The following is a 22,218-nucleotide window of genomic DNA, read 5'->3' on the forward strand; positions in this document are numbered from 1 at the left end:
GATGCTGGAGCTGGACTTTACCCAGACCCTCGGCAGCCACTGTCTGCAGATCCGTGAAACGCTGCCCAGCAGCGGGATCACCGCCATCTTTGGCGTCTCCGGCGCCGGGAAAACGTCGTTGATCAACGCTATCAGCGGCCTGACCCGGCCGCAGGCGGGGCGGATCGTGCTCAACGGCAGGGTGCTGAACGACACCGCGCAGCGTATCTGCCTGGCGCCGGAGCAGCGGCGGATCGGCTATGTCTTTCAGGATGCGCGCCTGTTTCCCCACTATAAAGTGCGCGGCAATCTGCAGTACGGCATGGCGAAATCCATGGTCAGCCAGTTCGATAAGCTGGTGGAGCTGCTGGGGATCGCTCCTTTGCTGGATCGCCTGCCTGGCCGGTTATCCGGCGGCGAAAAGCAGCGTGTAGCCATCGGCCGCGCTCTGCTGACCGCGCCGGAGCTGCTGCTGCTGGACGAGCCGCTGGCCTCGCTGGATATTCCGCGCAAACGCGAACTGTTACCCTATCTGCAGCGGCTGGCGCAGGAGATCCATATTCCGATGCTTTACGTCAGCCACTCGCTGGACGAGATCCAGCATCTGGCCGATCGCGTTCTGGTGCTGGAGGCCGGTAAGGTGAAGGCTTTCGGTCCGCTGGAGGAGGTCTGGAGCAGCAGCGTGATGCACCCCTGGCTGCCGGCGGAACAGCAGAGTACGATCCTCAGCGCCACCATCGCCGCGCAGCATCCGCAGTACGCGATGACCGCGCTGACGCTGGGGGATCAAATGCTGTGGGTCAACCGGCTCGAACGTCCCGCAGGTGATACCGCGCGGATCCGCATTCAGGCGTCGGATGTTTCGCTGGTGCTGGCCCAGCCGTCCGTCACCAGCATCCGCAACATCTTGCGCGCCGAGGTGGTTCAGTGTCTGGAGGTCAACGGACAGATCGAGGTTCAGCTCAGGGTGAGCGGCCATCCTCTGTGGGCTCGAATCAGCCCGTGGGCGCGGGATGACCTGGCGATAGCGCCAGGCCAGCAGGTGTTTGCCCAGATCAAAAGCGTGTCGATCGCCGCCTGATCACAGCAGCTGACGGTAGATAAACTCGGCGATGCTGGCGGACTCATTGTCCCCGATGACCACGTTGGCGCGGGCTTTGACCTCGTCCACCGCATTGCCCATCGCCACCCCGGTGCCTGCTGCTTCCAGCATACTCAGATCGTTGTAGTTATCGCCGAAGGCCACCACATTCTGCATCGACAGCCCCTGGTCAGCGACCCACTGCGCCAGACGTTTGCCTTTGCTGTTGCCGGCGCGGGCAATATCCACCTGGTCGTGCCACGACCATTCGCACGCCAGGCCCAGCGTCTCGCCGACCTCCTGCGCAAAGCGCTGCAGACGGGGAATGTCATCGTCGGTGAGGGCGAATTTCCATACCGCCTTGACCTCGCGGACCGCCTGCGCCAGCGAGTCGACCTGGCTGAAGACCGGGCGCTGATCCTCCGGTAGCGCCAGCGCCCAGTTGCGGGTGCGGATCACATGCCCGGTGGGCTGTTCGTAAAGCATCGCGTCATCCACATAGGCCAGACCGTGGATCTGCTGTTCGGCGAGCATGGCGGTGAGGCTTACCGCGTGTTCCACCGACATAGGATCGGCCGCCAAAACCTTTTTTGCGTGATAATCATACAAATAAGTGCCATTACAACAAATTGCAGGTGTATCGAGGGCCAGTGCCTGATAAAAAGGATGAATAGCGACGTGATGACGTCCGGTAACGACGATCACCTGGTAGCCCGCCTCTCTGGCGCGGGCCAGCGCTTCCAGCGAAGCGGGCAGGATGGTTTTTTTGCTGGTAAGCAGGGTGCCGTCTAAATCCAGGGCAATCACGCGTGTTGTCATGTGTTATTTCCGGTTGATGTTGAAAAGTACCTGGCCATGATGGTACACCGCCGTGGCGTCAGGACCAATTTTTCCACATCTGCCGTGAATGTCTGTATGCCCTTTGTGCCGCCTTCCGTCGGTAATTCGGTCGGCGATGCGAGTATCATGGGCGGATGTCTTATAATTTTCAGGGTGCTGTTATCCTGAAAATGAAAAATCCACGTGCAGTGAGGGAAGGAGTAGTCATGAAACAAACCGTTTATACCGCCAGCCCGGAAAGCCAACAAATCCACGTCTGGAGTCTTGAAGCGGACGGCAAACTGAGGCTGGTGCAGGTGGTTGATGCCCCGGGTCAGGTCCAGCCGATGGTGGTCAGTCCCAATAAGGAGTATCTGTACGTTGGCGTTCGTCCGGAGTTTCGCGTGTTAGCTTATCGCATCACGCCGGATAACGGGGCGTTGACCTTTGCGGGGGAAGCGGCGCTGCCGGGCAGCCCGACCCACATTTCTACCGATCATCATGGCCGCTTTGTCTTCAGCGCCTCCTACAATCAGGGCTGCGTCAGCGTGACCCCGCTGCAGGATGGCCTGCCGGGTGAAACTATCACCGTGGTGGAAGGGCTGGAAGGCTGCCACTCGGCCAATATCTCCCCGGACAACCGTACCCTGTGGGTGCCGGCGCTGAAGCAGGATCGCATCTGCCTGTTTACCCTCAGCGAAGATGGTTTCCTCTCCGCCCAGGAGCCAGCGGAAGTCACCACCGTCGAGGGGGCGGGTCCGCGCCACATGGTGTTCCATCCGAACCAGCAGTATGGTTATTGCGTCAATGAACTCAACAGCTCCGTTGACGTTTGGGAGCTGAAAGACCCGAATGGCAACATCGAATGTGTACAAACTCTGGATATGATGCCGCCTGATTTCACCGGCGTGCGCTGGGCGGCGGATATTCATATCACTCCGGACGGGCGTCATTTGTACGCCTGCGATCGTACCGCCAGCATCATCACGGTGTTCAGCGTGTCGGAAGATGGTAGCGTGCTGGCGGTGGAAGGCTATCAGCCGACCGAGACCCAGCCGCGCGGCTTTAATCTCGATCACAGCGGTAAGTATCTGATTGCCGCCGGGCAGAAGTCGCACCATATCGCGGTGTACGAAATTACCGGCGAGCAGGGGCTGCTGCAGGAGAAAGGCCGCTATGCGGTCGGGCAGGGACCGATGTGGGTGGTGGTCAACGCTCACTGATCCGTCAGGCGGTAAAAGAAAAAACCTCGCGTGAGCGAGGTTTTTTTGATCAGAGCGGACAGGCTCTGTAGGGAAGGTGTTGCCCTGGTAGACCTGAAGCGTGAAAACCTTAGATATCGTCCATGGTGTAGCCGACGACAATCTCCAGCGTTTTACGGATCACGTCTGCGGTCACCACGTCATCGGTGCTTTCCAGCGCCTGAATCAGCCATAAAATAATGGCCTTATTGTTCAGGTGACCCTCGGACTGGAGAATACTGTTGATGGCCAGCGACATCACGGCGGACTCATCAACCAGCTTATCACCGGCGTTACGGAAATAGTCGGAGAGCGCGGTGTCCTGCAGTCCTGCGTAAATATCGGGTTGCTGATGCATAGTCTGTCTCATCACATTCTCACTCTGTGTTATTCACCATGGTTGGGAGACTCAGTGGATCTTTTTACCTTCCAGCGCCATGGCGCTTTGTGTCGGCGAACCTCGGGTTTCCCAACGGCCATTGATTTTCTTTACCTGCAAAGGCGCTTGCTTGCGCTGACGGGCAAGCTTCGCGCAAATTTCTTCGATCACGGCAGCGATGAGCTTTCTTCGCTGTCGGTCTGACTCTGTCGCCTGCATCAACCGAAGTCGAACCAGCAGGGTCGGGGTGGTAATCGGGCGATTCGTTTTCAGAAGCGCGAGCACCGCCTCGCCGATGATCTCATCGGTGATTTCCTCAGTTTCACTGCTATTCATAACCGTCTCTCTGCATGCCACTCTCTCCCTGAACCTGCGAACGGGCATTCAGGTCAGCAGCAGGTTTGTGGAAGCGATCGCCCCTCATCTGCTACTGCGGCGCAACAGGCGACGATCGATGACGTTATTCCTGACCGGCAAACAGCAGACCAATTAAGGTCTGATAGTGACTCTCTTCCTCGGGGGCACGGGCGCGGTCGAGGCGGCTCAACAGTTTGGTGCACAGCGCTTTGCGGTTGAGATGACGCCCTTCGTTGAGAATATCCATCACAATCTGACCCAGCGTTTCCTGCTGGGAAGGTAACGATGCTTTGTTGAAATACTGGGCAATTGCGTTCGCTGTATCTGGAATGTAACCATTCTGCTGCATATGTGCTCCTTTCATTTCATTCATCTGTTAACTGCCATTAAACTTATACAATATTTATTAACCTGTACACACAAAGTTGCACAGAAATGATTCAAAACGTGTTAACATTTTGATTTATAATCGGTTAATTTTTTATGTTTAGTGTGTTTCTGGCTTGTGAAGGTAGGGTTTAGCGTTGCATGTTGTACAAGAAAAGAAAAATGAAAAAGCCTTGCACAAAAAAGGGATTTTTAGTGTATCTTTTTTGTTAAGACAAAACCTAGTTTTACAAGACGATTAGCCTGATAACTGCTACTGTGAATGCTTACCCTCCCATCTGGAATCACTATGCTAACCACCATCATTTATCGCAGCCATATCTGCGACAATGTCTCATTCAAATCGATCGAGGCCATGGTCGCCAGGGCAAACGAAAGAAATGGGCAGGCGGACGTCACCGGTATTTTACTTTTTAACGGGACGCATTTTTTTCAACTCATTGAGGGGCCTGAAGAAAAGGTTCGGGATATTTATCAGCATATTTGCCGCGATCCCCGCCACTATAACCTGGTGGAGCTTCTGTGCGACTATGCGCCGTCCCGCCGTTTCGGTAATGTCGGCATGGAACTGTTTGATTTACGCGAACATGATCGCGAGGAAGTGCTGCAGACGGTGATGGACCGCGGGACCTCAAAATATCAGCTCACCTATGACGACCGGGCACTGCAATTTTTCCGCACCTTCGTCGAATCAACGGAAAAAGCGAACTATTTTGAGATTCCTTCCGCTGACAGCTGGGTATTCATCCCCGATCAGAATACTTTCTATCCTGATACCCCGATAATTGATAATAAGGAAAGCTGGTCCTTTGCCTTCCAGCCGATCGTCGACCCTTTCGCCTGCGAAATTATTTCGTGGGAAGCGCTGTTACGCGCACCGGACGGCCAGTCGCCTGGCGCCTATTTTGCCGGGCTTTCCGGGGACGACATTTATCTCGCCGATCTGCACAGTAAACGGGTGGCGCTGTCGCTGGCAGGGAAATTAGGCTTACGTAATAAGGCGTTAAGTATTAATCTACTACCGATGACGCTGGTTAAAGCGCCGAACGCGGTGGGTTTCCTGCTCGATCAAATTCAGCGTAATGATCTTATTCCTGAGCAGATTATTGTCGAGTTTACCGAGCGGGAAGTGATTTCGCGGATGGATGATTTTACCGATGCGGTGCGAAAGCTAAAGGGGGCGGGCATCAATCTCGCCATCGATCACTTCGGCGCCGGGTTTGCGGGGCTGTCACTGCTGGCGCAATACCAGCCCGACAGAATTAAAATCGACCATGAGCTGATCCGCAATATCCACCAGGATGGGCCGCGCCAGTCGATTGTACAGGCGATTATCAAATGCTGTTTTTCACTGGAGATTGCGGTCTCAGCCGTCGGCGTTGAGCGCGCTGAAGAGTGGATGTGGCTGGAATCAGCCGGTATTTCACAGTTTCAGGGGAATTTGTTCGCCAGCGCGCGCCTGGGGGGCTTGCCTGCCGTCGCCTGGCCAGAGAAAAAATGATCCATCTCGAAATCAGCTAATTATTTTTTCATCTTTTTCCCAAGCGCTGTGAGCCACAACCTGATATCTTTATCTGTACAAGAAAATAGAGTTGTACAGGATGCCTGAATTCGTTAGTTTAGGTATTAAAGTATCAGGTTGATGTGAGGCTGCTATGGCGTTTTACAGTATCGGTGAAGTCGCCGAACGTTGCGGAATCAATCCGGTCACCCTGCGCGCCTGGCAGCGTCGTTACGGGCTACTGAAGCCGCAGCGTAGCGAAGGCGGGCATCGACAATTTGATGAAGAAGATATCCTGCGCATTGAAGAGATCAAGCGCTGGATAGAGCGTGGTGTATCAGTAGGGAAAGTTAAAGCGCTGCTGGAGGATAACCTGCCGGCGGCGCGCGACGAATCCGCGCATCTTCAGGAAGAGATGATGTCCATTCTGCGTTATATGCAGCCTGCCAGAATCCGTGCCAAATTAATGGCGCTAAGCCATCAACACCCCGTCGACACGCTCATCGATAGCCTGTTAGTGCCGGTACGTCAGCGTCTGAAGCTCGATCAGAATACCTCGCTGGTGATTAGCAGTATGCTGGATGGTCTGTTGATTGACTGCGTGGCGCTGTTTCTTGCCGAAGCGCGTAAGAAGAACGGCAGGGAGACGCTGCTGGTGGGCTGGAGCAATGAGGACAGGACCCGTCTGTGGCTGGAGGCATGGCGTCTTTCCCAGCGTGGCTGGCACGTCAACGTCCTCGCCGAACCGCTGGAGTCGCCGCGGCCCGAGCTGTTTCCCGGCCAGCATATCTTCGTCTGGACCGGACGCGCTGCCACCCCTCTGCAGGAAGAGCTGCTCAGCCACTGGCAAGAGCAGGGCTTCAGCATCCATTTTCACGGTAATAATTAATCGCCCCGATCCGCAAAGCAGACCGGGGCTAACGCGCCGGGTTACAGGTGGATCTGGCTCCAGGATTTAAAGGTTTCGCTGCGGCTGATATTAAAAAAATCGGTCCTACCGCTACAGCCGAGCTTTTTAATCAGATTCAGCCGGATCTGATAAATGGTTTTAATATGCAGATTCAGCGACCGGCCAATGCTGGCGACCGCTTCGCCATTGCTGATAAGTTGAATCACTTTCTTTTCCCGCTCGGTAAACTGCACCGAGGCGCCCGGCGCCGGGTGGGTTTTATAGTAGCGGGTGGGCTGGTGCAGAAATATCTTTAACTCTTCCGGCGTTGAATCGGCCGGTAAGCGCAGCATAGGCAGTTCACTCAGAAAATTAAGATCGTTGCCTTCGGTTAACAGAATAAATAACGTATCCCGACGGTTATAGTTGTGCTGCAGTACTGCGAAATAATTGTCGCTGGTAAAGAAAACATGTTTTTTGCGAAAGTAAGTTGCCGGCAGACTATTCAGGATCAGCGACATCCCGTAGAGAAGAAAACGATTATCAAACCACAGATCGTAATGTTCAGTACGATAGCAGGTATTATGGTGTGACATTTTATTTGCCTCAGTTAGCCGATAGAGACCCAGGCGTGCCGGCACCGCAGGGTTGAGCCTGCTGCCAGCTCCGCGGGGTTAATTAATGATGAGGTTTGCTGGACAGCATATCCAGCGCCTGCAAATAGAGGTCGGAAAGTATTTCATTACTTTCCGTTTGCAGGCGATGCTGGATTTCCGTAATCATCCGCTCATTATTTATCGTTCTGTGCTGCTTAATGAGCGTATTTTCAATATTCTTCATCAGGGCCGAATTGAAGACAAACTCTGCTGGAATGGTATTTTTAATATGCATAGCTCGAACTCTCCCACGTATAACGCAAACTGACAATAAAAGTCGCTACGTACCATTGGTACGCGCTAAGTCACGAACAGGAAATGCAAAACCAGGAACCACCGCCTGACTTGCCGCGCCACCGTTAAACATCCCCGCTTCGTTGCGCAACAAGCAGTTAACACTCCAAAACTATAGACGGTGATTCTGCTATGTACAACTTTTTTCAGGACTATATGTACAACGGAACGACTTATTTTTGTATTTTGTATTAATTAATTGATTTTAAAGAATTTTGTTGTTTGCATTACTTGTACATAAAATCCGGTTTGTGCAAGATACCTTTGTAAAACTGGCGGGAAGAGGCTGACGATAATGAGAAGGTGATGTTTTGACCGGCGTGCTGGATGAAATAGCGCCGACGCAGGAAGGGGTACACAGCAACTCTGTCGTCGACAGGTGGCTTTCTTCCGCGTCGGACGCTAATCATAACGAAAAGCAGGTGAGGTTTTGTCTTTTTTTTGCACAATTAGGTAAAGGGAAACACATCGGTCATTTCGTTGTCGGTTTGCTCAGTTTGTTGGCGGATAAGGGGTGTGCTACGCTTTTTAATAACGATGTGGCGGTTGGGCATCGTTATCTTTCCCCCATTTCCCTCTCGGGCTTTTCCCCTTGTCCCGACGGATAAATATGGCAGAAGCTATCTGTCCATGGACAGGCCTTGAAGACTGAGGAGGGAAAATGCGCGGTAGAACCGTAATGCTCCTGGCCGGGTTAGCGACTCTCGCGCAGGCGAAAGAGATTAACCTCTATTCGATGAATACCGGTTCCTATGTTTACCATTTGACCAATAACCATGGGCAATATACTGAGAATTTCGAAAACCACTTTTTCTCAGTGGAACGTAAATTCTCAGAAGACTCGAAATACAGTCTGCTGATTGGCACTATGAATAATAGCTTCGACGATCGCTGCCTGGCGCTGGGCGTGAGAAGAGACTGGTACCACAACGGCAGCGGATGGACCTTCAAAGGCGTTTACGGCTATACCGGCGAATTCTTCTTCGACGCCTTCGAGCATTGCGGCGATCATGGCTCCTATAAAGATTTTAAGGATGCCACCGGGATCGGCTTTTCACCTTATATTTACCATGCCATACAGTACAACTTTACCGACTATTTCGCTCTTGAGAGTGGCATCATTATTCCCAGCGTGTTTGTGATCAGCATTCAGTGGAGCTTCCGCTAAATCGCCGCGTTGTCGATTACAGGGTTATCACCTTCTTGAGCAGCGTACTGGAGAGCGCCGCAAGGGAAATGAGCACCGACAGGACAAACGTTAGCGCAATCACTCCCAGCTTGGTGGCTAACGAGTGTATAGGGATCAGCATCACCAGCAGGTGAAAAACGGAGTAGTGCAGAATATAGACCCCGGTCATCGCTTTGCTAACCGTCGCCAGCACCGCCTCCTTCAGCTCGCGGTTCTTTTTAAACTGCACGGCGTTAGCGGCGATCACCAGCAGGACGATCAGAATATAAATCTGCGACCCCGTGAGAATGAACGCATTGCGATCGGCTTTAAACAGCGCGAAGAAAAAGTGGCGCTCATAAAACCAGGTAAATAAATAGACAAAGGGCAGGGCGATAATCGAACCTTTAATGACCCGCGGGTCGCGTATCCACTCCGTGACTCGCGGATCGTTAAACAACTGCCCGGTTAAATAAAAAAGTAGCCATGTCCACAGACGATACTGCGGCGCCAGGCTGAAAAGATGTCTTTCCGGATAGAGCACTGAGAGCAGGTCGTAACCATAAGAGCAGCACAGCAGCGTCAGGACCACGGTGAAAAACAGGCCGCGCCGCTGACTGAGCCAGGCAATCAGGGGATGGAAGGTATAGATGACGATCAGGGCGAAAATAAACCAGGGCTGGATCAGGTAGCCGCGCTGATAAGGCTCCCAGACATAATAGACCGTCATCCAAAACAGAAAGACGATCACCACGCTTTTAATTTTGCCAATTTGCCAGTTGGCGTCGTGACGCGTCTGCGCATCAAGATAGCCGGCTACCACAAAAAACAGCGGCGTGGCGATGGTCGAGACGAAGGTCAGTAGCCCGAGGATCCAGTGATAGTCATAATCAAAGCGATCCCAGGTGTTATAGATGGTGAAAAAAGTCACCGCTGTCATACAGCCGAGTGTCTTAATAATGCTCAGACCGGTACTGTTCATCGTTGAGGCGTCATATCCTTATGGTGAAAGCAGGCGTAAATCACCGGCAGAACCAGCAGCGTCAGCACGGTGGCGAAGGCCAGACCGAACATAATCACCACCGCCATACTCTGGAAAAAAACATCGCGCAGCAGCGGGGCAAGGCCAAGCACGGTGGTGAAGGCGGTCAGCAGGATTGGCCGCAGACGGGATGTTGCCGCATCAATGATCGCTTGTCGTTGATCTTTCTCTTGTTTTTGTTGCTCTATCTCTTCCACCAGCACAATGCCGTTGCGGATCAGCATGCCGCTGAGGCTGAGAAGGCCGATTAAGGCCATAAAGCCGAAGGGGATGCCGGTCAGCAAAAAGCCGGGCGTGACGCCGATCAGCGCCAGCGGCACGGTCAGCCAGATGGCGACGGCGTTTTTTAGCGAACTGAACATCAGCACCGTAATGATAAACATCACCAGATAGCCAAGCGGTAGGGTCGTGAACAGCCCTTGCTGCGCCTCACTGGAATTCTCCGCATCGCCGCCCCATTCGATACGGTAGCCATGCGGCAGCGTCAATGCGTCAATGCGTGGTTTCACCCGGGCGAGAATATCACCCGAGGTTTGGCCGCTTTGCGGACTGGGGTCGGTCTGGACCGTCAGCACCCGGGTGCGATCCCGGCGGAGAATCAATGGATCTTCCCACTCCAGTGAGAAGCCATGGATGACGTTACTCAACGGGATATACTGCTGGCGGCTCTGGCTCCAGACCAGCACGTTATTCAGGTGGTTGGCATCCTGTCGCTCCGTTGCCGGCGGCCGGACGATCACCGGCAGCAGATCGGCGCCCTCGCGATATAACCCGGCGCGACTGCCGGAGAAATTCATCTCCAGCGCATGATCAATGTCCTGTTTATCCACCCCCAGCTCGCGCCCCAGCGCCGGGGAGTACTGCGGGCGGATCACCTTGCTGCGGTTCTGCCAGTCGTTACGCACGCTGTCGGTGGCCGGATCTTCGGCGAGAATATCGCTCACCTGACTGGCCAGCGCGCGCAGCGTATCCGGGTCAGGGCCCTTAATGCGCACCTCAATTGCGCTATCCCCGGAGGGGCCGAACATAATGCGTTTAGTGCTGGCGTTCACCTGCGGGTAGTTTCTGGCGATCCAGGCTTCCACGTGGCGGGTGACGGGGGCGATGCCGCGCTGGTCGTCCATCCGCACCATAATTTGCGCGTAGTTGCTGTACTGCCGCTGGCCGCTGTAGGTAAGAATAAAACGCATACTGCCCTGGCCAATGGTGGCGACGGTGGTGACTACCCCCGGCTGGCCGGCGATCGACCGCTCAATATCGCGGGTCATCTGCTCGGTGGCGTTAATATCGGTACCGTAGGGGAGCCACAGGTCGACAAAGAAAATGGGCGTATTCGATGACGGAAAGAAATTCTGCCGAACGAAGGTGAAGCCCCAGATAGCCGCGGTCAGCAGGGCGCCCATCAGCACCAGGGTCACGGTCTTTTGCTGCAGCAGTATTCGCAGCGTCTGCTGATAGCCGCGATAAAAGCGGCCACGGTATGGATCGGCTTTTTCCGCCGGCGCGGCGGCCGATGGGGCGTGCTTAAACAACCACCACTTAATGAGTACCGGCGTGATGGTCAGGGCGGAGAACCAGCTTAGCATCAGCGAGATCAGCAGCACCTGGAACAGGGATTTGCAATACTCCCCGGTGGAGTCCTGTGAGAGGCCAATCGGCGCGAAGGCGAGGATGGCGATGATCGTGGCGCCGAGCAGCGGCAGGGCGGAGCGGCGGATCACATAGTTAATGGCGCCCAGCAGCGGCGAACCTTGCTGGCGGGCGATCAGCACCCCTTCGACAATAACGATGGCATTGTCCACCAGCATACTCAGGGCGATGATCAGCGCCCCGAGGGAGATCCGCTGTAACTCTATCCCCCAGATATACATGATAAGCAGGGTGCCGAGAACGTTGAGCGCCAGCGACAGGGCGATAATGATCCCGCTGCGTACCCCCATGAACACCAGCAGCACGCCGACCACGATCGCCAGGGCCATCAGGAAGTTGGTAATAAAGCCATTGACCGAGTGGGCGACCTCTGCCGCTTGATCGTAAAAAATGGCGATGTCGATCCCCGCCGGTTTGTCGGCGGCCATCTGCTGGAGGCGGGCTTCAAGGGCGTGCCCGACGTCAATGACGTTGACGCCAGGAATAAAAGAGACCCCCATGGTCACCGCCTGGCGGCCGTTGGCATGATAGATACTGGACGGCGAGTCGGTCAGCCCGCGCGACAGTGTGGCAATATCCCGCAGTCGGGTGGTGGCGCTGGCGCCGTGAGGGCTGACCAGCAGATCCCCCAGCTCATCGATGCTCTGAAACTCTCCGGTGGGGTGAAGGCGGATCGATTCGCTGCCAACGCGGATCTCTCCGGCGCTGGACACCACGTTGAGCCGGGTCAGGATAGCGGCGAGCTGGTTGAGCGTGATCCCGCGCGCCGCCATCTTCGCCAGCGAGATATCAACATTGATCTGTTGCGGAATGACGCCGCCGATAGCGACTTTACCGACCCCAGGAACCAGCACCAGCTCCCGACGCAGCTGTTCGGCATAGCGCACCAGTTCGGGGTTGGTAAAACTGTCGCCCGAGATGGCGAAGAAAAAGCCAAACACATCGCCAAAGTCGTCATTGACGAAGGGGGTCACGACGCCAGGCGGGAAAAGTCGGCTGGCGTCACCGACGCGGCGACGTAGCTCATCCCAGATTTGCGGCAGCTCGCTGGAATGGTACTGCGAAGCGATATTCACCGTAATTTGCGATAAGCCATTTGAGGAGATGGAGCTGACGTTATCCAGTGAGGGAAGCTGCTGAATCGCATTTTCCAGCGGCAGGGTCACCTCCTCCTCCACCTGCTGAGCGGACGCGCCAGGGTAGTGGGTGACGATCACCGCCGTTTTAATGGTGAAGGCAGGATCTTCCAGACGGCCGATATTGAGCAGGGCGAACAGACCCCCCACCCCCAGCAGCAGAATGGCTAACCAGACGCGGGTCGGGTTATTAATAAACTGACGGGAAATGTCCATTTATAATCCTCGTTCACGCGTCCAGATCCGCACCGGCTGCCCGGCATGCAGCTCGCTCACGCCCGCCGCGACCACCTGCTCACCCGCGTGGAGACCGTCGGTGATAGTCACTCCCTGCGCGGTCACCTCGCCGACGGTGACTTTGCGCTCTTCAAGAAACCGATGCGCATTGTCGCCTTTCACCACCCAGACGATGGGTTCATTCTTCGGCCGGTTATCCGGGTTAAACACCGCCTCCACTGGCACCACGAGGGTTTCCCTTCCGGCGCTGGCCGGTAAATTGCCGAGGTTGACCGTCACGGTGCCGCTAACCCCGCCGACGGTGGGAAAATCATCCGGCCGCGGCATGGTTAAAATGATCTGCCAGGTGAGGGTGCTGTTATCGCTGCTGCCGGTATGCTCTTTGTATTCCGCCGTAAATTCGCGGCCCGGCAGGGTATTGATCCTGACGACGGGACGGTAGGCGGTATTACGGATATCCAGGGAGGTGAACAGATTTTCGGGAATGCTGAAGACTACATCCAGCAGGTCGGTCCGCGTCAGGGTGATCACCGGCTGGCCGGCGGCGACCACCTGATGGTTGCGGATATGCACGCCGGCGGCAATCCCGCCGAAGGGCGCGGTGAGGCTCATTTGCGCCAGCTCTTCACGGGCGATTTTTAAGGCCGCGTTGGCGGCATCGCGATTGGCGCGCTGCACGTCCATTTCCGCCTGGGAGATGGCCTGACGTCCCGCCAGGGTCTGGAAGCGGTCGAACTGACGCTGGGCGAGGGTGGCCGCCGTTTGTCGCTCATTGACCCGCTGTTGGGCCTCGCGGGCATTCAGGCGCGCCAGCGTTTGTCCCTGAGCGATGGTCGCCCCCTGGCGAATATCCAGCGATTCCACCTGGCCCCCCCGCTTAAACGACAGCTCGGTGGAGTCGCCAGACTCGATACGTGCCGGAAACGTTCGCTGCTGGGTATTGCCCACGGCGGTCACCTGCGCCACCTTGACCATGCGCGGGGCGGACTCGACGGACGGCGATTTCTGATCGCAAGCGGTTGCCAATAAAATAACAACCGGGATGAGAGAAAAATAACGGTTCACAGTATTCCCCTCAGATTCAGGATTTATTTTACATTTTTATTACGCGGCGCACGCTTATTCGGCGAGGGCGGCGACAACCAGATAGGTGAATAGTCCCACCAGCGTGCAGGCGACAATGGCCAGCGCGACAAAGAATCCCAGACGTAACAGGCTATAACCAAACATGATTTTCTCCCTTAACACCCACCCGAACCGCGAATGTCATTTAATTCGGCCCTCGCTGTGACCACTGGACATTCGGAGCGGCACTCCTGCTTGTAATCAGCATAGTCGGAGAAAAGGTGAAGTGTTAAAAAAGTGAATACCCCGAGCGTTGGCGGCATCGTTGGGGAAAGGGCAGGAGATTCGCAGGTGATAAGAGCTTTTTATAATATTTTTCAGTCTATTAATCCGTCATTTTCTAATGTTAATTTTCCTGTGCTACGTTTAATAACATCTATTCCGCTCGCCGCTTCTGTTGTTGAGATTTCGTTCCTCCCCAAGTATGGGGTTATTCATCACTACGCATTGTATTGGTAATAAAAGGATTATCTCATGTATAAAAATATCGTTGTTCCCGTTGACGTTTTTGATGCAGGCCTGGCCGACAAAGCGCTCTCTCATGCAAAATTCCTTGCCCAACATTCTGCCGGGCAAATTCATCTTGTCCATGTCATTCCGGCATTCTCTCCGGTGTTAACGCGTGGATTTATCTCTGATGCCCGAAAGATGGAAGACCATTTGATTACTACCGCTAAGGAAAAACTGACCGAGCTGGTCAAAAAAAATGGCCTGGCGGAAGACGCCAGCCATCTTTATGTGCGCAGTGGCAATGTTCGCGATCAAGTGATCGCCCTGGCCGATGAGCTAAAAGCGGACGTAGTGATTGTCGGTTCACGCAATCCGGGGATCCAGACTCACCTGCTGGGCTCGGAAGCGGCCAATATCGTGCGCTATGCCCATGTACCGGTTTTCGTTGTGCGCTGATGACGGCGGGATGTCGTCCTGACTTCCGCTTCATAAATCGAGGGAGAGAGTATGAATACAGATAAACCGGGGGCGCCCTACTATCAGCGCTCCGTCGAGGAGACGCTCGCCAGCGTGCAGAGTTCGCCGGACGGGATTAGCGGAACAGAGGCGGCCACGCGCCTGCAGCAGTATGGCGAAAACGCCCTGCCGCAGAAGCCGGGTAAACCCGCCTGGCTGCGTTTTATTGTGCATTTTAACGATGTGCTGATCTACGTCCTGCTGGCGGCGGCGCTGCTCAAGGCGGTAATGGGCCACTGGATCGACATGTCAGTGATCCTCGCGGTGGCGGTGGTCAATGCGCTGATCGGCTTCATTCAGGAGAGTAATGCGGAAAAATCGCTGCAGAGTATCCGCAATATGCTCTCCAGCGAGGCGGTGGTGATCCGCCAGGGCAACCATGAAACCATCCCCACCACCTCGCTGGTGCCCGGCGATATCGTGGTGATCCGCGCCGGCGACCGAATCCCCGCCGATTTACGGGTGATTGAGGCGCACAACCTGCGGGTGGAAGAGGCGATCCTCACCGGCGAGTCGACGGTGGTGGAAAAAACCACCGAGCCGCTAAGCGGTGATTTGCCGCTCGGCGATCGCAGCAACCTGGTGTTTTCCGGGACCACCGTCAGCTCAGGGGCGGGGAAAGGGATCGTGGTGGCCACCGGCGGCGATACCGAGCTGGGCCACATCAACCAGATGATGGCGGGCATTGAGAAACATCGCACGCCGCTGCTGGTGCAGATGGATAAGCTGGGCAAAGCCATTTTTATCCTCATTCTGGTGATGATGGCGGCGCTGTTCGTCTTTAGCCTGCTGTTCCGCGATATGCCGGTCTCCGAACTGATGCTGTCGTTAATTAGCCTCGCGGTGGCGTCGGTCCCGGAAGGGTTGCCGGCGATTATCTCGATTATTCTGTCGCTTGGCGTGCAGGCGATGGCCCGTCAGAAAGCGATTATCCGCAAGCTGCCGACGGTGGAAACCCTCGGTGCGATGACCGTTATCTGCTCGGATAAAACCGGGACCCTGACCATGAACGAAATGACGGTGAAGGCGGTGATCACCGCGGACAGCGTCTATCGGGTGGAAGGGGACAGCTATGAGCCGGTCGGTAAAATCCATGCCATCGACGACCCGACGCCGATCGCCGTGGCGCCAGGATCGCTTCTTGAGCGCTATCTGCGCACCATCGATCTGTGTAACGACAGCCAGCTTATCAAAGAGGAAGGCGGGCTGTGGAAAATTACCGGCGGCCCCACCGAGGGGGCATTGAAGGTGCTGGCGGCGAAGATAACCCTGCCGCCGCAGCCCAGCGAGCTGCGTAGTAAAATTCCTTTTGATTCGCAATATAAATACATGTCGACGCTTTACCGGCTGGGCGAAGAGGAGGTGGTGCTGGTCACCGGCGCGCCTGACGTTCTGTTCCGCCTGTGCCAGTATCAGCAGAGCGACAGCGGACTGCAGCCGCTGGATCTCCCGTACTGGGAAAGCAAAATTGAAGAGTACGCCCGGGAGGGGCTGCGCATGGTGGCCGCGGCCTGGAAGCCAGCTGCCGCAGGCCAGACCGAGCTGACCCATCAGGATCTGCAGCAGGGGGTCATTTTATTAGGGGTTGCCGGGATGATGGATCCGCCACGTCCGGAAGCGATCACGGCGATTGCCGACTGCCTGCAGGCCGGGATCCGCGTGAAGATGATCACCGGCGACCATCCGCAAACGGCGATGAGCATCGGCAAAATGTTGGGGATTGGCAATGCGGGTAACGCCATCACCGGGCGCGAGCTGGAGGTGATGGACGACGCGCAGCTGAGCGTCGCCGCGCAGCAGTTCGATATCTTCGCCCGCACCAGCCCGGAAGATAAGTTCCGTCTGGTGCAGGCTCTGCAGAGCAAGAAAGAGATTGTCGGCATGACCGGAGACGGGGTGAACGATGCCCCGGCGCTGAAGCAGGCTGACGTCGGCGTGGCGATGGGGATCAAGGGAACCGAAGTCACCAAGGAAGCCGCCGATATGGTGTTGACCGACGACAACTTCGCCACCATCGCCAGCGCGGTCCGCGAGGGGCGCCGGGTGTATGACAACCTGAAGAAAACCATTCTTTTTGTCATGCCGACCAACCTTGCGCAGGGTTTACTGATCGTGATCGCGCTGCTGGCAGGCAACGTGCTGCCGCTGACGCCGGTGCTGATCCTGTGGATGAACATGGCCACCTCCGCCACGCTGTCGTTTGGTCTGGCGTTTGAAGCCGGTGAGAAAAATATTATGCGGCGGCCGCCGCGCGACCCGAAAATTCACGTCATGGACGGGTTTGCCATCTGGCGCGTGGCGTTTGTGGGGTCGATGATTGCGGTCAGCGCCTTTATTCTCGAAGCCTGGCTGCAGCTGCGCGGCTATTCGCCGGAGTTTATCCGTACCGTGCTGTTGCAGACCCTGGTCACCGCCCAGTGGTTCTATATGCTGAACTGCCGCGTGTCGGATGGTTTCTCGTTAACCAAAGGTCTGCTGGCTAACAAGGGGATCTGGATCGTCAGCGGCGTGCTGCTGGTGCTGCAGCTGCTGATTATCTATGCGCCGTTTATGCAGATGCTGTTTGGCACCACCGGGCTGCCGTTCCGCTACTGGGTGATCACCTTTATCATCGGCTTCGCCATGTTCCTGATCGTGGAGCTGGAAAAACCGCTGACCCGCAAATGGCGAACCGCCTGAGGGCGTGAAGCGCTGAACGAAAAAGGAAAGAGGGGGCATCGCCCCCTCTTTTATTATGCTTCACGCTTGTTGCGCTTTACTGTTTCGGCTCGGCGACCACGCTGCTTCCCACGCCGCGGTTGTTATATTCCCACATGCGGTTGAAGCTGTTGTCGTTGAGGTTGCGCTGCAGATTGCCTTTGTCATCCGCGCTGCCGGTGTTGCCGCTGAACGGACGGCCGGAGCCTACCGCTGCCGCCCACGGCTGGGCGATATTAAAGCCTTCGTTGATGGCGCTGTCGCGGATCACGACCTGACCGTTGCTGTTACCGTCAACATCCAGCGCGCGGCCGAGCTGCGCGACGTTATCCCCGGAGGCGGTGAAGCGGCTGTTAGTCGCCAGGAAGCCGTAGGTCACGCTCTTCAGGGTGGCCGGCGCGAAGACATAGGCTTCTTTCTGAGTACGGGAGTTCACCACGCGGAAGTCGGTGTTATCAAACACCACGGCGCCACGGCCAGAAACGATATCCACGTCGCCTTCAATATAGCTGTTGGTTACCAGGGTGCGAGTCTGACGGTTGTCCTGCAGACGGTTCTGCACGCCGCTGTTGGTCACGAAGAAGGTGTTCTGGCGGCCAAGAATGTTCACCTTATCGATCTGCACCTGGTCGCCATCGCTGCGCAGGGCAACGGCCTGGTGGGTACCGGCATCGACGCTGTCGCCAAGGTTGTTGGCGATGGTCAGGTTCTGCAGCTGCAGGCCGTTATTCTGCGACCAGAAGACCGCGGAGCACATCACGCCGACGGTGGCGGTGGATTTGCTCTGGCAGCTGTCGAACATATACCACGCCGGTTTGCCCGGCATGTATTTACCACCCGGATTGACCAGACGACGCCAGGTGTTGCGATCCATTTCAGAATCAATGGCTTCGCTGATTTTTACGTCAATCGGTTTATCGCCGGTACCATACAGAGTCAGGGCGCCCGGCGCCGCCGGAACGTAGACGGTGCCCGGGTATTCGCCCGGCATGATGGCGATAAACAGGCGACGGTTAGAGTGGCGGGCAATTGCCGCATCCACCGCTGCCTGGACGGTGGTATGGGTCACGCCCTGGGTTCCCGCCGGGCCGACGATAAAGTCAGGCTGCGCCGGCAGGCTGATGGCGGACGGCGTCCAGGCCGCGGCATTGGGGTTCAGCGACTGGAAATAGGCCGCCGGGGTAAAGTTTTTTGCTTCATCGGCGTTCAGAATGGGACGCGCGGTGGTGCCCGGTGCAGTCTGCGTTGAGGGCTGTTGATCGGCAGGCGTCGAGCTACAGGCGGACAGCGTCACGCCGAAGGCCAGCGCCAGCGCCAGACGGGAAACGGAATATGTGTTCATGTTGCTCCGGGCAAAATTAAGCGTAGTGAAATACCCCGGCTGAGACGCCAGGCTATAAGTCCTTTAAAACCTGCTGTTTTATACTAACTTGAACGAAACGGGAAGATGTGGGCTGAAAAACTTACCTTCTTTACGCAATGAACGCTTTCCCGGGACGGTCCCTAGTCACAAATAAATAACATTTAGTCGCGCTTTTGTTGACATTCCCGGCGTTATGAAAATAAATGTCTATACAACCCATGACAAGTTAAGCGCTATGACTGAAGCCACTTCCGAACTCGTTATCTGGCGAAACGCCCGTCTCGCCACCTTGAACCCCGACCACGCTCAACCGTACGGTCTGCTGGAGCGCCACGCGCTGCTGGTCCGCGACGGTCGCATTGCGGCGATCGTCGCCGAAGATGACCTTCCCAGCGGGCGCAGGATCGATCTCGAAGGCCGGCTGGTCACGCCGGGATTAATCGACTGCCACACCCATCTCGTCTTCGGCGGCAGCCGGGCCCAGGAGTGGGAGCAGCGTCTGAACGGCGTCTCCTATCAGACCATCAGCGCCAGCGGCGGGGGGATTAATGCCACCGTGCGCGCCACCCGCGACAGCAGCGAAGCCGAGCTGCTGGCGCTGGCCCAGCCGCGGCTGGCCCGCCTGCTGCGTGAAGGGGTAACCACTCTGGAGATCAAATCCGGCTACGGTCTCGATCTGCAAAACGAGCGCAAAATGCTGCGGGTCGCCCGCCAGCTGGCCGACGACAATGGCGTCGAGCTTTCGGCGACGCTGCTCTCTGCCCACGCCACGCCGCCGGAATATCAAGGCGACGCCGACGGCTATATTACGCTGGTCTGCGAAACGATCCTGCCGACGCTGTGGCGGGAGGGACTGTTTGAAAGCGTCGACGTCTTCTGCGAAAACGTCGGTTTCAGCCCGCAGCAAACCGAGCGGGTGTTTCAGGCGGCGCAGGCGCTAGGCATCCCGGTTAAAGGTCACGTTGAGCAGCTCTCTTCGCTGGGCGGCGCGCAGCTGGTGAGCCGTTATCACGGACTGTCCGCCGACCATATCGAATATCTGACGGAAGAGGGGGTGGCGGCGATGCGCGAGAGCGGCACCGTGGCGGCCCTGCTGCCCGGCGCGTTCTACTTCCTCAATGAAACCCGCAAACCGCCGGTGGAACTGTTGCGCAAGTACCAGGTGCCGATGGCGGTGGCGACGGATTTCAACCCCGGCACCAGCCCCTTCGCCAGCCTGCATCTGGCGATGAACATGGCCTGCGTCAAATTTGGCCTGACGCCGGAAGAGGCGTGGGCCGGCGTGACGCGCCATGCCGCGCGGGCGCTGGGGCGGCAGAACAGCCACGGCCAGCTGGCGGCGGGCTTTGTGGCGAACTTTGCCATCTGGGATGCTGAGCATCCGGTCGAGATGGTGTATGAGCCGGGGCGCAGTCCGCTCTGGCAGCGTGTGGTACGAGGAGAACTACAATGATGCTGTGGCAAGCTACCCCCGCTAACCTTTGGCAAGGTCGCGACGACAGCGCGGAAGCGCCGAATGCGCTGCGTCTGTTCCAGACCATTCCCCGCGCCGAACGCTTCGCGCCGCAGGAGATGCCCGGCGATATCGCGCTGCTCGGCTTCGCCTGTGACGAAGGCGTCCGGCGCAACAAAGGGCGTACCGGAGCGGCTGACGGCCCGGCGACCCTACGCCGGGCGCTGGCCAATATGGCCAGCCATCAGGGGCACGACCGCTGCGTGGATATGGGCACGATTAGCGTCGAAGGCGACCAGCTGGAAGCCGCGCATCAGGCGCTGCGCGAGGCGGTGACCGCCTGCCAGCGCGCCGGCAAACGCACGCTGGTACTGGGCGGCGGCCACGAGACCGCCTTCGGTCACGGCGCCGGGATACTGGATGCCTTCCCCGGCGAAAAAGTGGGCATTATTAACCTCGATGCGCATCTGGATCTGCGCTTTGCCGAGTGCGCCAGCTCCGGGACGCCGTTCCGCCAGCTGGCGCTGGAGTGTGACGCGCAGCAGCGCGGTTTTCACTATACCTGCATTGGGGTCAGTCGGGCGGCCAACACCCAGGCGCTCTGGGAGGAAGCGGCGCGGCGCGAGGTGGCTATTGTGGAGGATCTACAGGTATTAGAGGCCTTCGAAACCCGGGTGCTGGCGGAGCTTGAGCGCAATATCGCGCAATTCGACCGTCTGTATCTGACTATCGATCTCGACGTGCTGCCGGCGCGCGAAATGCCGGCGGTATCCGCGCCGGCGGCGCTGGGCGTGCCGCTGGCGACCCTGCTGCGCATCGTAGAGCCGTTGTGCCGCAGCGGTAAGCTGCAGGCGGTGGATCTGGTGGAGTTCAACCCGCAGTTTGACATTGACGGTCAGGGCGCCCGCGCGGCGGCCCGTCTGGCATGGCAAATCGCCCATTGGTGGCAGTAGCCATTCCGGTATATTCTGGGTGTTTCGCCGCCCATTTTGCAAAAGGAAAGCCAGGCTATGTTTTCACAGCAACCCCGTTCCGCGCCCGCGCCTTTTTATGAGAAGGTGAAGCAGGCTATCGGTGAAAAAATTCACAGCGGCGTCTGGCGACCGCATGACCGTATCCCTTCGGAAGCGGAGCTGGTGGCCCAGTTCGGCTTCAGCCGGATGACCATCAACCGCGCGCTGCGCGAGCTAACGGATGAAGGCCTGCTGGTCAGGTTGCAAGGGGTGGGGACCTTTGTCGCCGAGCCGAAAGGGCAGTCGGCGCTGTTTGAGGTGCGCAGCATTGCCGAAGAAATTCTTGCCCGTCACCATCAGCACCGCTGCGAGGTGCTGCTGCTGGAGGAGACCCGGGCGGATCATATTCAGGCGACGGCGCTCAGCGTAGCGGAAGGCACCCGCATCTTTCACTCGCTGATGGTGCATTACGAAAACGAGGTGCCGGTACAAATCGAAGATCGCTGCGTCAATGCCGCGGTGGTGCCGAACTATCTCCAGCAGGATTATACCGCCACCACGCCCCATGATTATCTGTCGCTGATCGCCCCGTTAACCGAAGGTGAACATATTGTTGAAGCGGTGCAGGCCACAGCGGAAGAGTGCGCGCTGCTGCATATTCACGCCCACGATCCCTGCCTGCTGATCCGTCGCCGCACCTGGTCGACAACCCATATCGTTTCCCACGCGCGCCTGCTGTTCCCCGGCAGCCGTTATCGTCTGCAGGGCCGCTTTGGCTCCTGATCCACACTGGCGTCAGCAAAACGTGATTGCTGACGCAATATAACAAAATTGTATCATTTCTG

The 22,218-nt window shown here is 56.9% G+C and carries 21 protein-coding genes; 11 read left to right on the forward strand and 10 right to left on the reverse strand.

What is annotated here, in order from left to right:
• Position 1 precedes the first annotated feature (1 nt).
• Positions 2 to 1,060, forward strand: coding sequence for a molybdenum ABC transporter ATP-binding protein ModC (gene modC, locus KHQ24_RS04570; protein ID WP_135683169.1), 1,059 nt, complete (start codon positions 2 to 4; stop codon positions 1,058 to 1,060).
• Here modC and KHQ24_RS04575 read toward each other — a convergent pair whose 3' ends face one another.
• Positions 1,061 to 1,879: a pyridoxal phosphatase gene (locus KHQ24_RS04575; RefSeq protein ID WP_048323452.1), complete on the reverse strand. Its 819-nt coding sequence runs from the start codon at positions 1,877 to 1,879 to the stop codon at positions 1,061 to 1,063. It abuts the gene before it with no gap.
• Positions 1,880 to 2,106: 227 nt separating this feature from the next.
• On the opposite strand from KHQ24_RS04575, the gene pgl reads away from it, so the two are divergent.
• Complete coding sequence (pgl, locus tag KHQ24_RS04580; protein WP_194069286.1) at positions 2,107 to 3,102, forward strand: 6-phosphogluconolactonase; 996 nt, start codon at positions 2,107 to 2,109, stop codon at positions 3,100 to 3,102.
• Between the two features lie 109 nt (positions 3,103 to 3,211).
• Here the strand turns inward: pgl and KHQ24_RS04585 are convergent, their stop codons facing one another.
• From KHQ24_RS04585 to ycgZ, 3 genes are all read right to left on the reverse strand, one after another.
• On the reverse strand, positions 3,212 to 3,478 hold the full coding sequence (locus KHQ24_RS04585; RefSeq protein ID WP_004886050.1) for a biofilm development regulator YmgB/AriR family protein: 267 nt from the start codon (positions 3,476 to 3,478) through the stop codon (positions 3,212 to 3,214).
• Between the two features lie 51 nt (positions 3,479 to 3,529).
• Positions 3,530 to 3,835, reverse strand: coding sequence for a hypothetical protein (locus tag KHQ24_RS04590; RefSeq protein ID WP_017899616.1), 306 nt, complete (start codon positions 3,833 to 3,835; stop codon positions 3,530 to 3,532).
• A gap of 124 nt (positions 3,836 to 3,959) precedes the next feature.
• Positions 3,960 to 4,205, reverse strand: a complete 246-nt coding sequence (ycgZ, locus tag KHQ24_RS04595) for a regulatory protein YcgZ (protein WP_004151693.1) — start codon at positions 4,203 to 4,205, stop codon at positions 3,960 to 3,962.
• A gap of 327 nt (positions 4,206 to 4,532) precedes the next feature.
• On the opposite strand from ycgZ, the gene KHQ24_RS04600 reads away from it, so the two are divergent.
• Positions 4,533 to 5,744, forward strand: a complete 1,212-nt coding sequence (locus tag KHQ24_RS04600) for a diguanylate phosphodiesterase (protein WP_004886055.1) — start codon at positions 4,533 to 4,535, stop codon at positions 5,742 to 5,744.
• 154 nt (positions 5,745 to 5,898) lie between these two features.
• On the forward strand, positions 5,899 to 6,633 hold the full coding sequence (locus KHQ24_RS04605; RefSeq protein WP_017899619.1) for a MerR family transcriptional regulator: 735 nt from the start codon (positions 5,899 to 5,901) through the stop codon (positions 6,631 to 6,633).
• A gap of 41 nt (positions 6,634 to 6,674) precedes the next feature.
• On the opposite strand, the gene KHQ24_RS04610 is transcribed toward KHQ24_RS04605, so the two are convergent.
• Complete coding sequence (locus KHQ24_RS04610; RefSeq protein ID WP_211774475.1) at positions 6,675 to 7,229, reverse strand: helix-turn-helix transcriptional regulator; 555 nt, start codon at positions 7,227 to 7,229, stop codon at positions 6,675 to 6,677.
• Between the two features lie 82 nt (positions 7,230 to 7,311).
• The gene (locus KHQ24_RS04615) at positions 7,312 to 7,524 is read right to left on the reverse strand and encodes a biofilm development regulator YmgB/AriR family protein (protein WP_004886058.1); all 213 of its coding nucleotides are present in this window, start codon (positions 7,522 to 7,524) and stop codon (positions 7,312 to 7,314) included.
• A gap of 370 nt (positions 7,525 to 7,894) precedes the next feature.
• On the opposite strand from KHQ24_RS04615, the gene KHQ24_RS04620 reads away from it, so the two are divergent.
• Both KHQ24_RS04620 and KHQ24_RS04625 read left to right on the forward strand, forming a co-directional pair.
• Positions 7,895 to 8,191, forward strand: coding sequence for a hypothetical protein (locus KHQ24_RS04620; RefSeq protein WP_165455318.1), 297 nt, complete (start codon positions 7,895 to 7,897; stop codon positions 8,189 to 8,191).
• Positions 8,192 to 8,244: 53 nt separating this feature from the next.
• Complete coding sequence (locus tag KHQ24_RS04625; protein WP_004886059.1) at positions 8,245 to 8,751, forward strand: hypothetical protein; 507 nt, start codon at positions 8,245 to 8,247, stop codon at positions 8,749 to 8,751.
• Between the two features lie 16 nt (positions 8,752 to 8,767).
• Here KHQ24_RS04625 and KHQ24_RS04630 read toward each other — a convergent pair whose 3' ends face one another.
• From KHQ24_RS04630 to KHQ24_RS04640, 3 genes are read right to left on the reverse strand one after another with little or no spacing between them, the layout of a single operon-like run.
• Positions 8,768 to 9,691: an acyltransferase gene (locus KHQ24_RS04630; RefSeq protein WP_074186554.1), complete on the reverse strand. Its 924-nt coding sequence runs from the start codon at positions 9,689 to 9,691 to the stop codon at positions 8,768 to 8,770.
• A gap of 38 nt (positions 9,692 to 9,729) precedes the next feature.
• Positions 9,730 to 12,795 (reverse strand): efflux RND transporter permease subunit, encoded by a 3,066-nt coding sequence (locus KHQ24_RS04635; RefSeq protein WP_064794463.1) that lies wholly within the window; start codon positions 12,793 to 12,795, stop codon positions 9,730 to 9,732.
• Positions 12,796 to 13,881 carry an efflux RND transporter periplasmic adaptor subunit gene (locus KHQ24_RS04640; protein WP_048294404.1) on the reverse strand — a complete coding sequence of 362 codons (1,086 nt, stop codon included), beginning with the start codon at positions 13,879 to 13,881 and terminating at the stop codon, positions 12,796 to 12,798.
• Positions 13,882 to 14,415: 534 nt separating this feature from the next.
• Here KHQ24_RS04640 and KHQ24_RS04645 point away from each other — a divergent pair.
• Positions 14,416 to 14,847 (forward strand): universal stress protein, encoded by a 432-nt coding sequence (locus KHQ24_RS04645; protein WP_004886076.1) that lies wholly within the window; start codon positions 14,416 to 14,418, stop codon positions 14,845 to 14,847.
• 51 nt (positions 14,848 to 14,898) lie between these two features.
• On the forward strand, positions 14,899 to 17,586 hold the full coding sequence (locus tag KHQ24_RS04650; RefSeq protein ID WP_211777136.1) for a cation-transporting P-type ATPase: 2,688 nt from the start codon (positions 14,899 to 14,901) through the stop codon (positions 17,584 to 17,586).
• Between the two features lie 76 nt (positions 17,587 to 17,662).
• Here the strand turns inward: KHQ24_RS04650 and KHQ24_RS04655 are convergent, their stop codons facing one another.
• The gene (locus KHQ24_RS04655; protein ID WP_004886081.1) at positions 17,663 to 18,946 is read right to left on the reverse strand and encodes a putative acyl-CoA thioester hydrolase; all 1,284 of its coding nucleotides are present in this window, start codon (positions 18,944 to 18,946) and stop codon (positions 17,663 to 17,665) included.
• 214 nt (positions 18,947 to 19,160) lie between these two features.
• On the opposite strand from KHQ24_RS04655, the gene hutI reads away from it, so the two are divergent.
• From hutI to KHQ24_RS04670, 3 genes are read left to right on the forward strand one after another with little or no spacing between them, the layout of a single operon-like run.
• Entirely contained in the window at positions 19,161 to 20,420 is a 1,260-nt protein-coding gene (gene hutI / locus KHQ24_RS04660) for an imidazolonepropionase (RefSeq protein ID WP_072500723.1), read from the forward strand.
• The gene (gene hutG / locus KHQ24_RS04665; protein ID WP_023320005.1) at positions 20,417 to 21,373 is read left to right on the forward strand and encodes a formimidoylglutamase; all 957 of its coding nucleotides are present in this window, start codon (positions 20,417 to 20,419) and stop codon (positions 21,371 to 21,373) included. Before hutI ends, hutG begins: the two co-directional genes overlap by 4 nt.
• Positions 21,374 to 21,430: 57 nt before the next feature.
• A complete protein-coding gene (locus tag KHQ24_RS04670) occupies positions 21,431 to 22,156 on the forward strand; it encodes a histidine utilization repressor (protein WP_017899626.1) in 726 nt (241 codons plus the stop codon).
• Positions 22,157 to 22,218: the final 62 nt, after the last annotated feature.

Source organism: Klebsiella sp. 54 (assembly GCF_018223875.1).
GTDB lineage: Bacteria > Pseudomonadota > Gammaproteobacteria > Enterobacterales > Enterobacteriaceae > Klebsiella > Klebsiella quasipneumoniae.

Bases quoted from the DNA above. Each gene is read 5' to 3' on its own strand.
- modC (WP_135683169.1), top strand. From the start codon at position 2: ATGCTGGAGCTGGACTTTACCCAGACCCTCGGCAGCCACTGTCTGCAG.
- KHQ24_RS04575 (WP_048323452.1), bottom strand. From the start codon at position 1,879: ATGACAACACGCGTGATTGCCCTGGATTTAGACGGCACCCTGCTTACC.
- pgl (WP_194069286.1), top strand. From the start codon at position 2,107: ATGAAACAAACCGTTTATACCGCCAGCCCGGAAAGCCAACAAATCCAC.
- KHQ24_RS04585 (WP_004886050.1), bottom strand. From the start codon at position 3,478: ATGCATCAGCAACCCGATATTTACGCAGGACTGCAGGACACCGCGCTC.
- KHQ24_RS04590 (WP_017899616.1), bottom strand. From the start codon at position 3,835: ATGAATAGCAGTGAAACTGAGGAAATCACCGATGAGATCATCGGCGAG.
- ycgZ (WP_004151693.1), bottom strand. From the start codon at position 4,205: ATGCAGCAGAATGGTTACATTCCAGATACAGCGAACGCAATTGCCCAG.
- KHQ24_RS04600 (WP_004886055.1), top strand. From the start codon at position 4,533: ATGCTAACCACCATCATTTATCGCAGCCATATCTGCGACAATGTCTCA.
- KHQ24_RS04605 (WP_017899619.1), top strand. From the start codon at position 5,899: ATGGCGTTTTACAGTATCGGTGAAGTCGCCGAACGTTGCGGAATCAAT.
- KHQ24_RS04610 (WP_211774475.1), bottom strand. From the start codon at position 7,229: ATGTCACACCATAATACCTGCTATCGTACTGAACATTACGATCTGTGG.
- KHQ24_RS04615 (WP_004886058.1), bottom strand. From the start codon at position 7,524: ATGCATATTAAAAATACCATTCCAGCAGAGTTTGTCTTCAATTCGGCC.
- KHQ24_RS04625 (WP_004886059.1), top strand. From the start codon at position 8,245: ATGCGCGGTAGAACCGTAATGCTCCTGGCCGGGTTAGCGACTCTCGCG.
- KHQ24_RS04630 (WP_074186554.1), bottom strand. From the start codon at position 9,691: ATGACAGCGGTGACTTTTTTCACCATCTATAACACCTGGGATCGCTTT.
- KHQ24_RS04635 (WP_064794463.1), bottom strand. From the start codon at position 12,795: ATGGACATTTCCCGTCAGTTTATTAATAACCCGACCCGCGTCTGGTTA.
- KHQ24_RS04645 (WP_004886076.1), top strand. From the start codon at position 14,416: ATGTATAAAAATATCGTTGTTCCCGTTGACGTTTTTGATGCAGGCCTG.
- KHQ24_RS04650 (WP_211777136.1), top strand. From the start codon at position 14,899: ATGAATACAGATAAACCGGGGGCGCCCTACTATCAGCGCTCCGTCGAG.
- KHQ24_RS04655 (WP_004886081.1), bottom strand. From the start codon at position 18,946: ATGAACACATATTCCGTTTCCCGTCTGGCGCTGGCGCTGGCCTTCGGC.
- hutI (WP_072500723.1), top strand. From the start codon at position 19,161: ATGAAAATAAATGTCTATACAACCCATGACAAGTTAAGCGCTATGACT.
- hutG (WP_023320005.1), top strand. From the start codon at position 20,417: ATGATGCTGTGGCAAGCTACCCCCGCTAACCTTTGGCAAGGTCGCGAC.
- KHQ24_RS04670 (WP_017899626.1), top strand. From the start codon at position 21,431: ATGTTTTCACAGCAACCCCGTTCCGCGCCCGCGCCTTTTTATGAGAAG.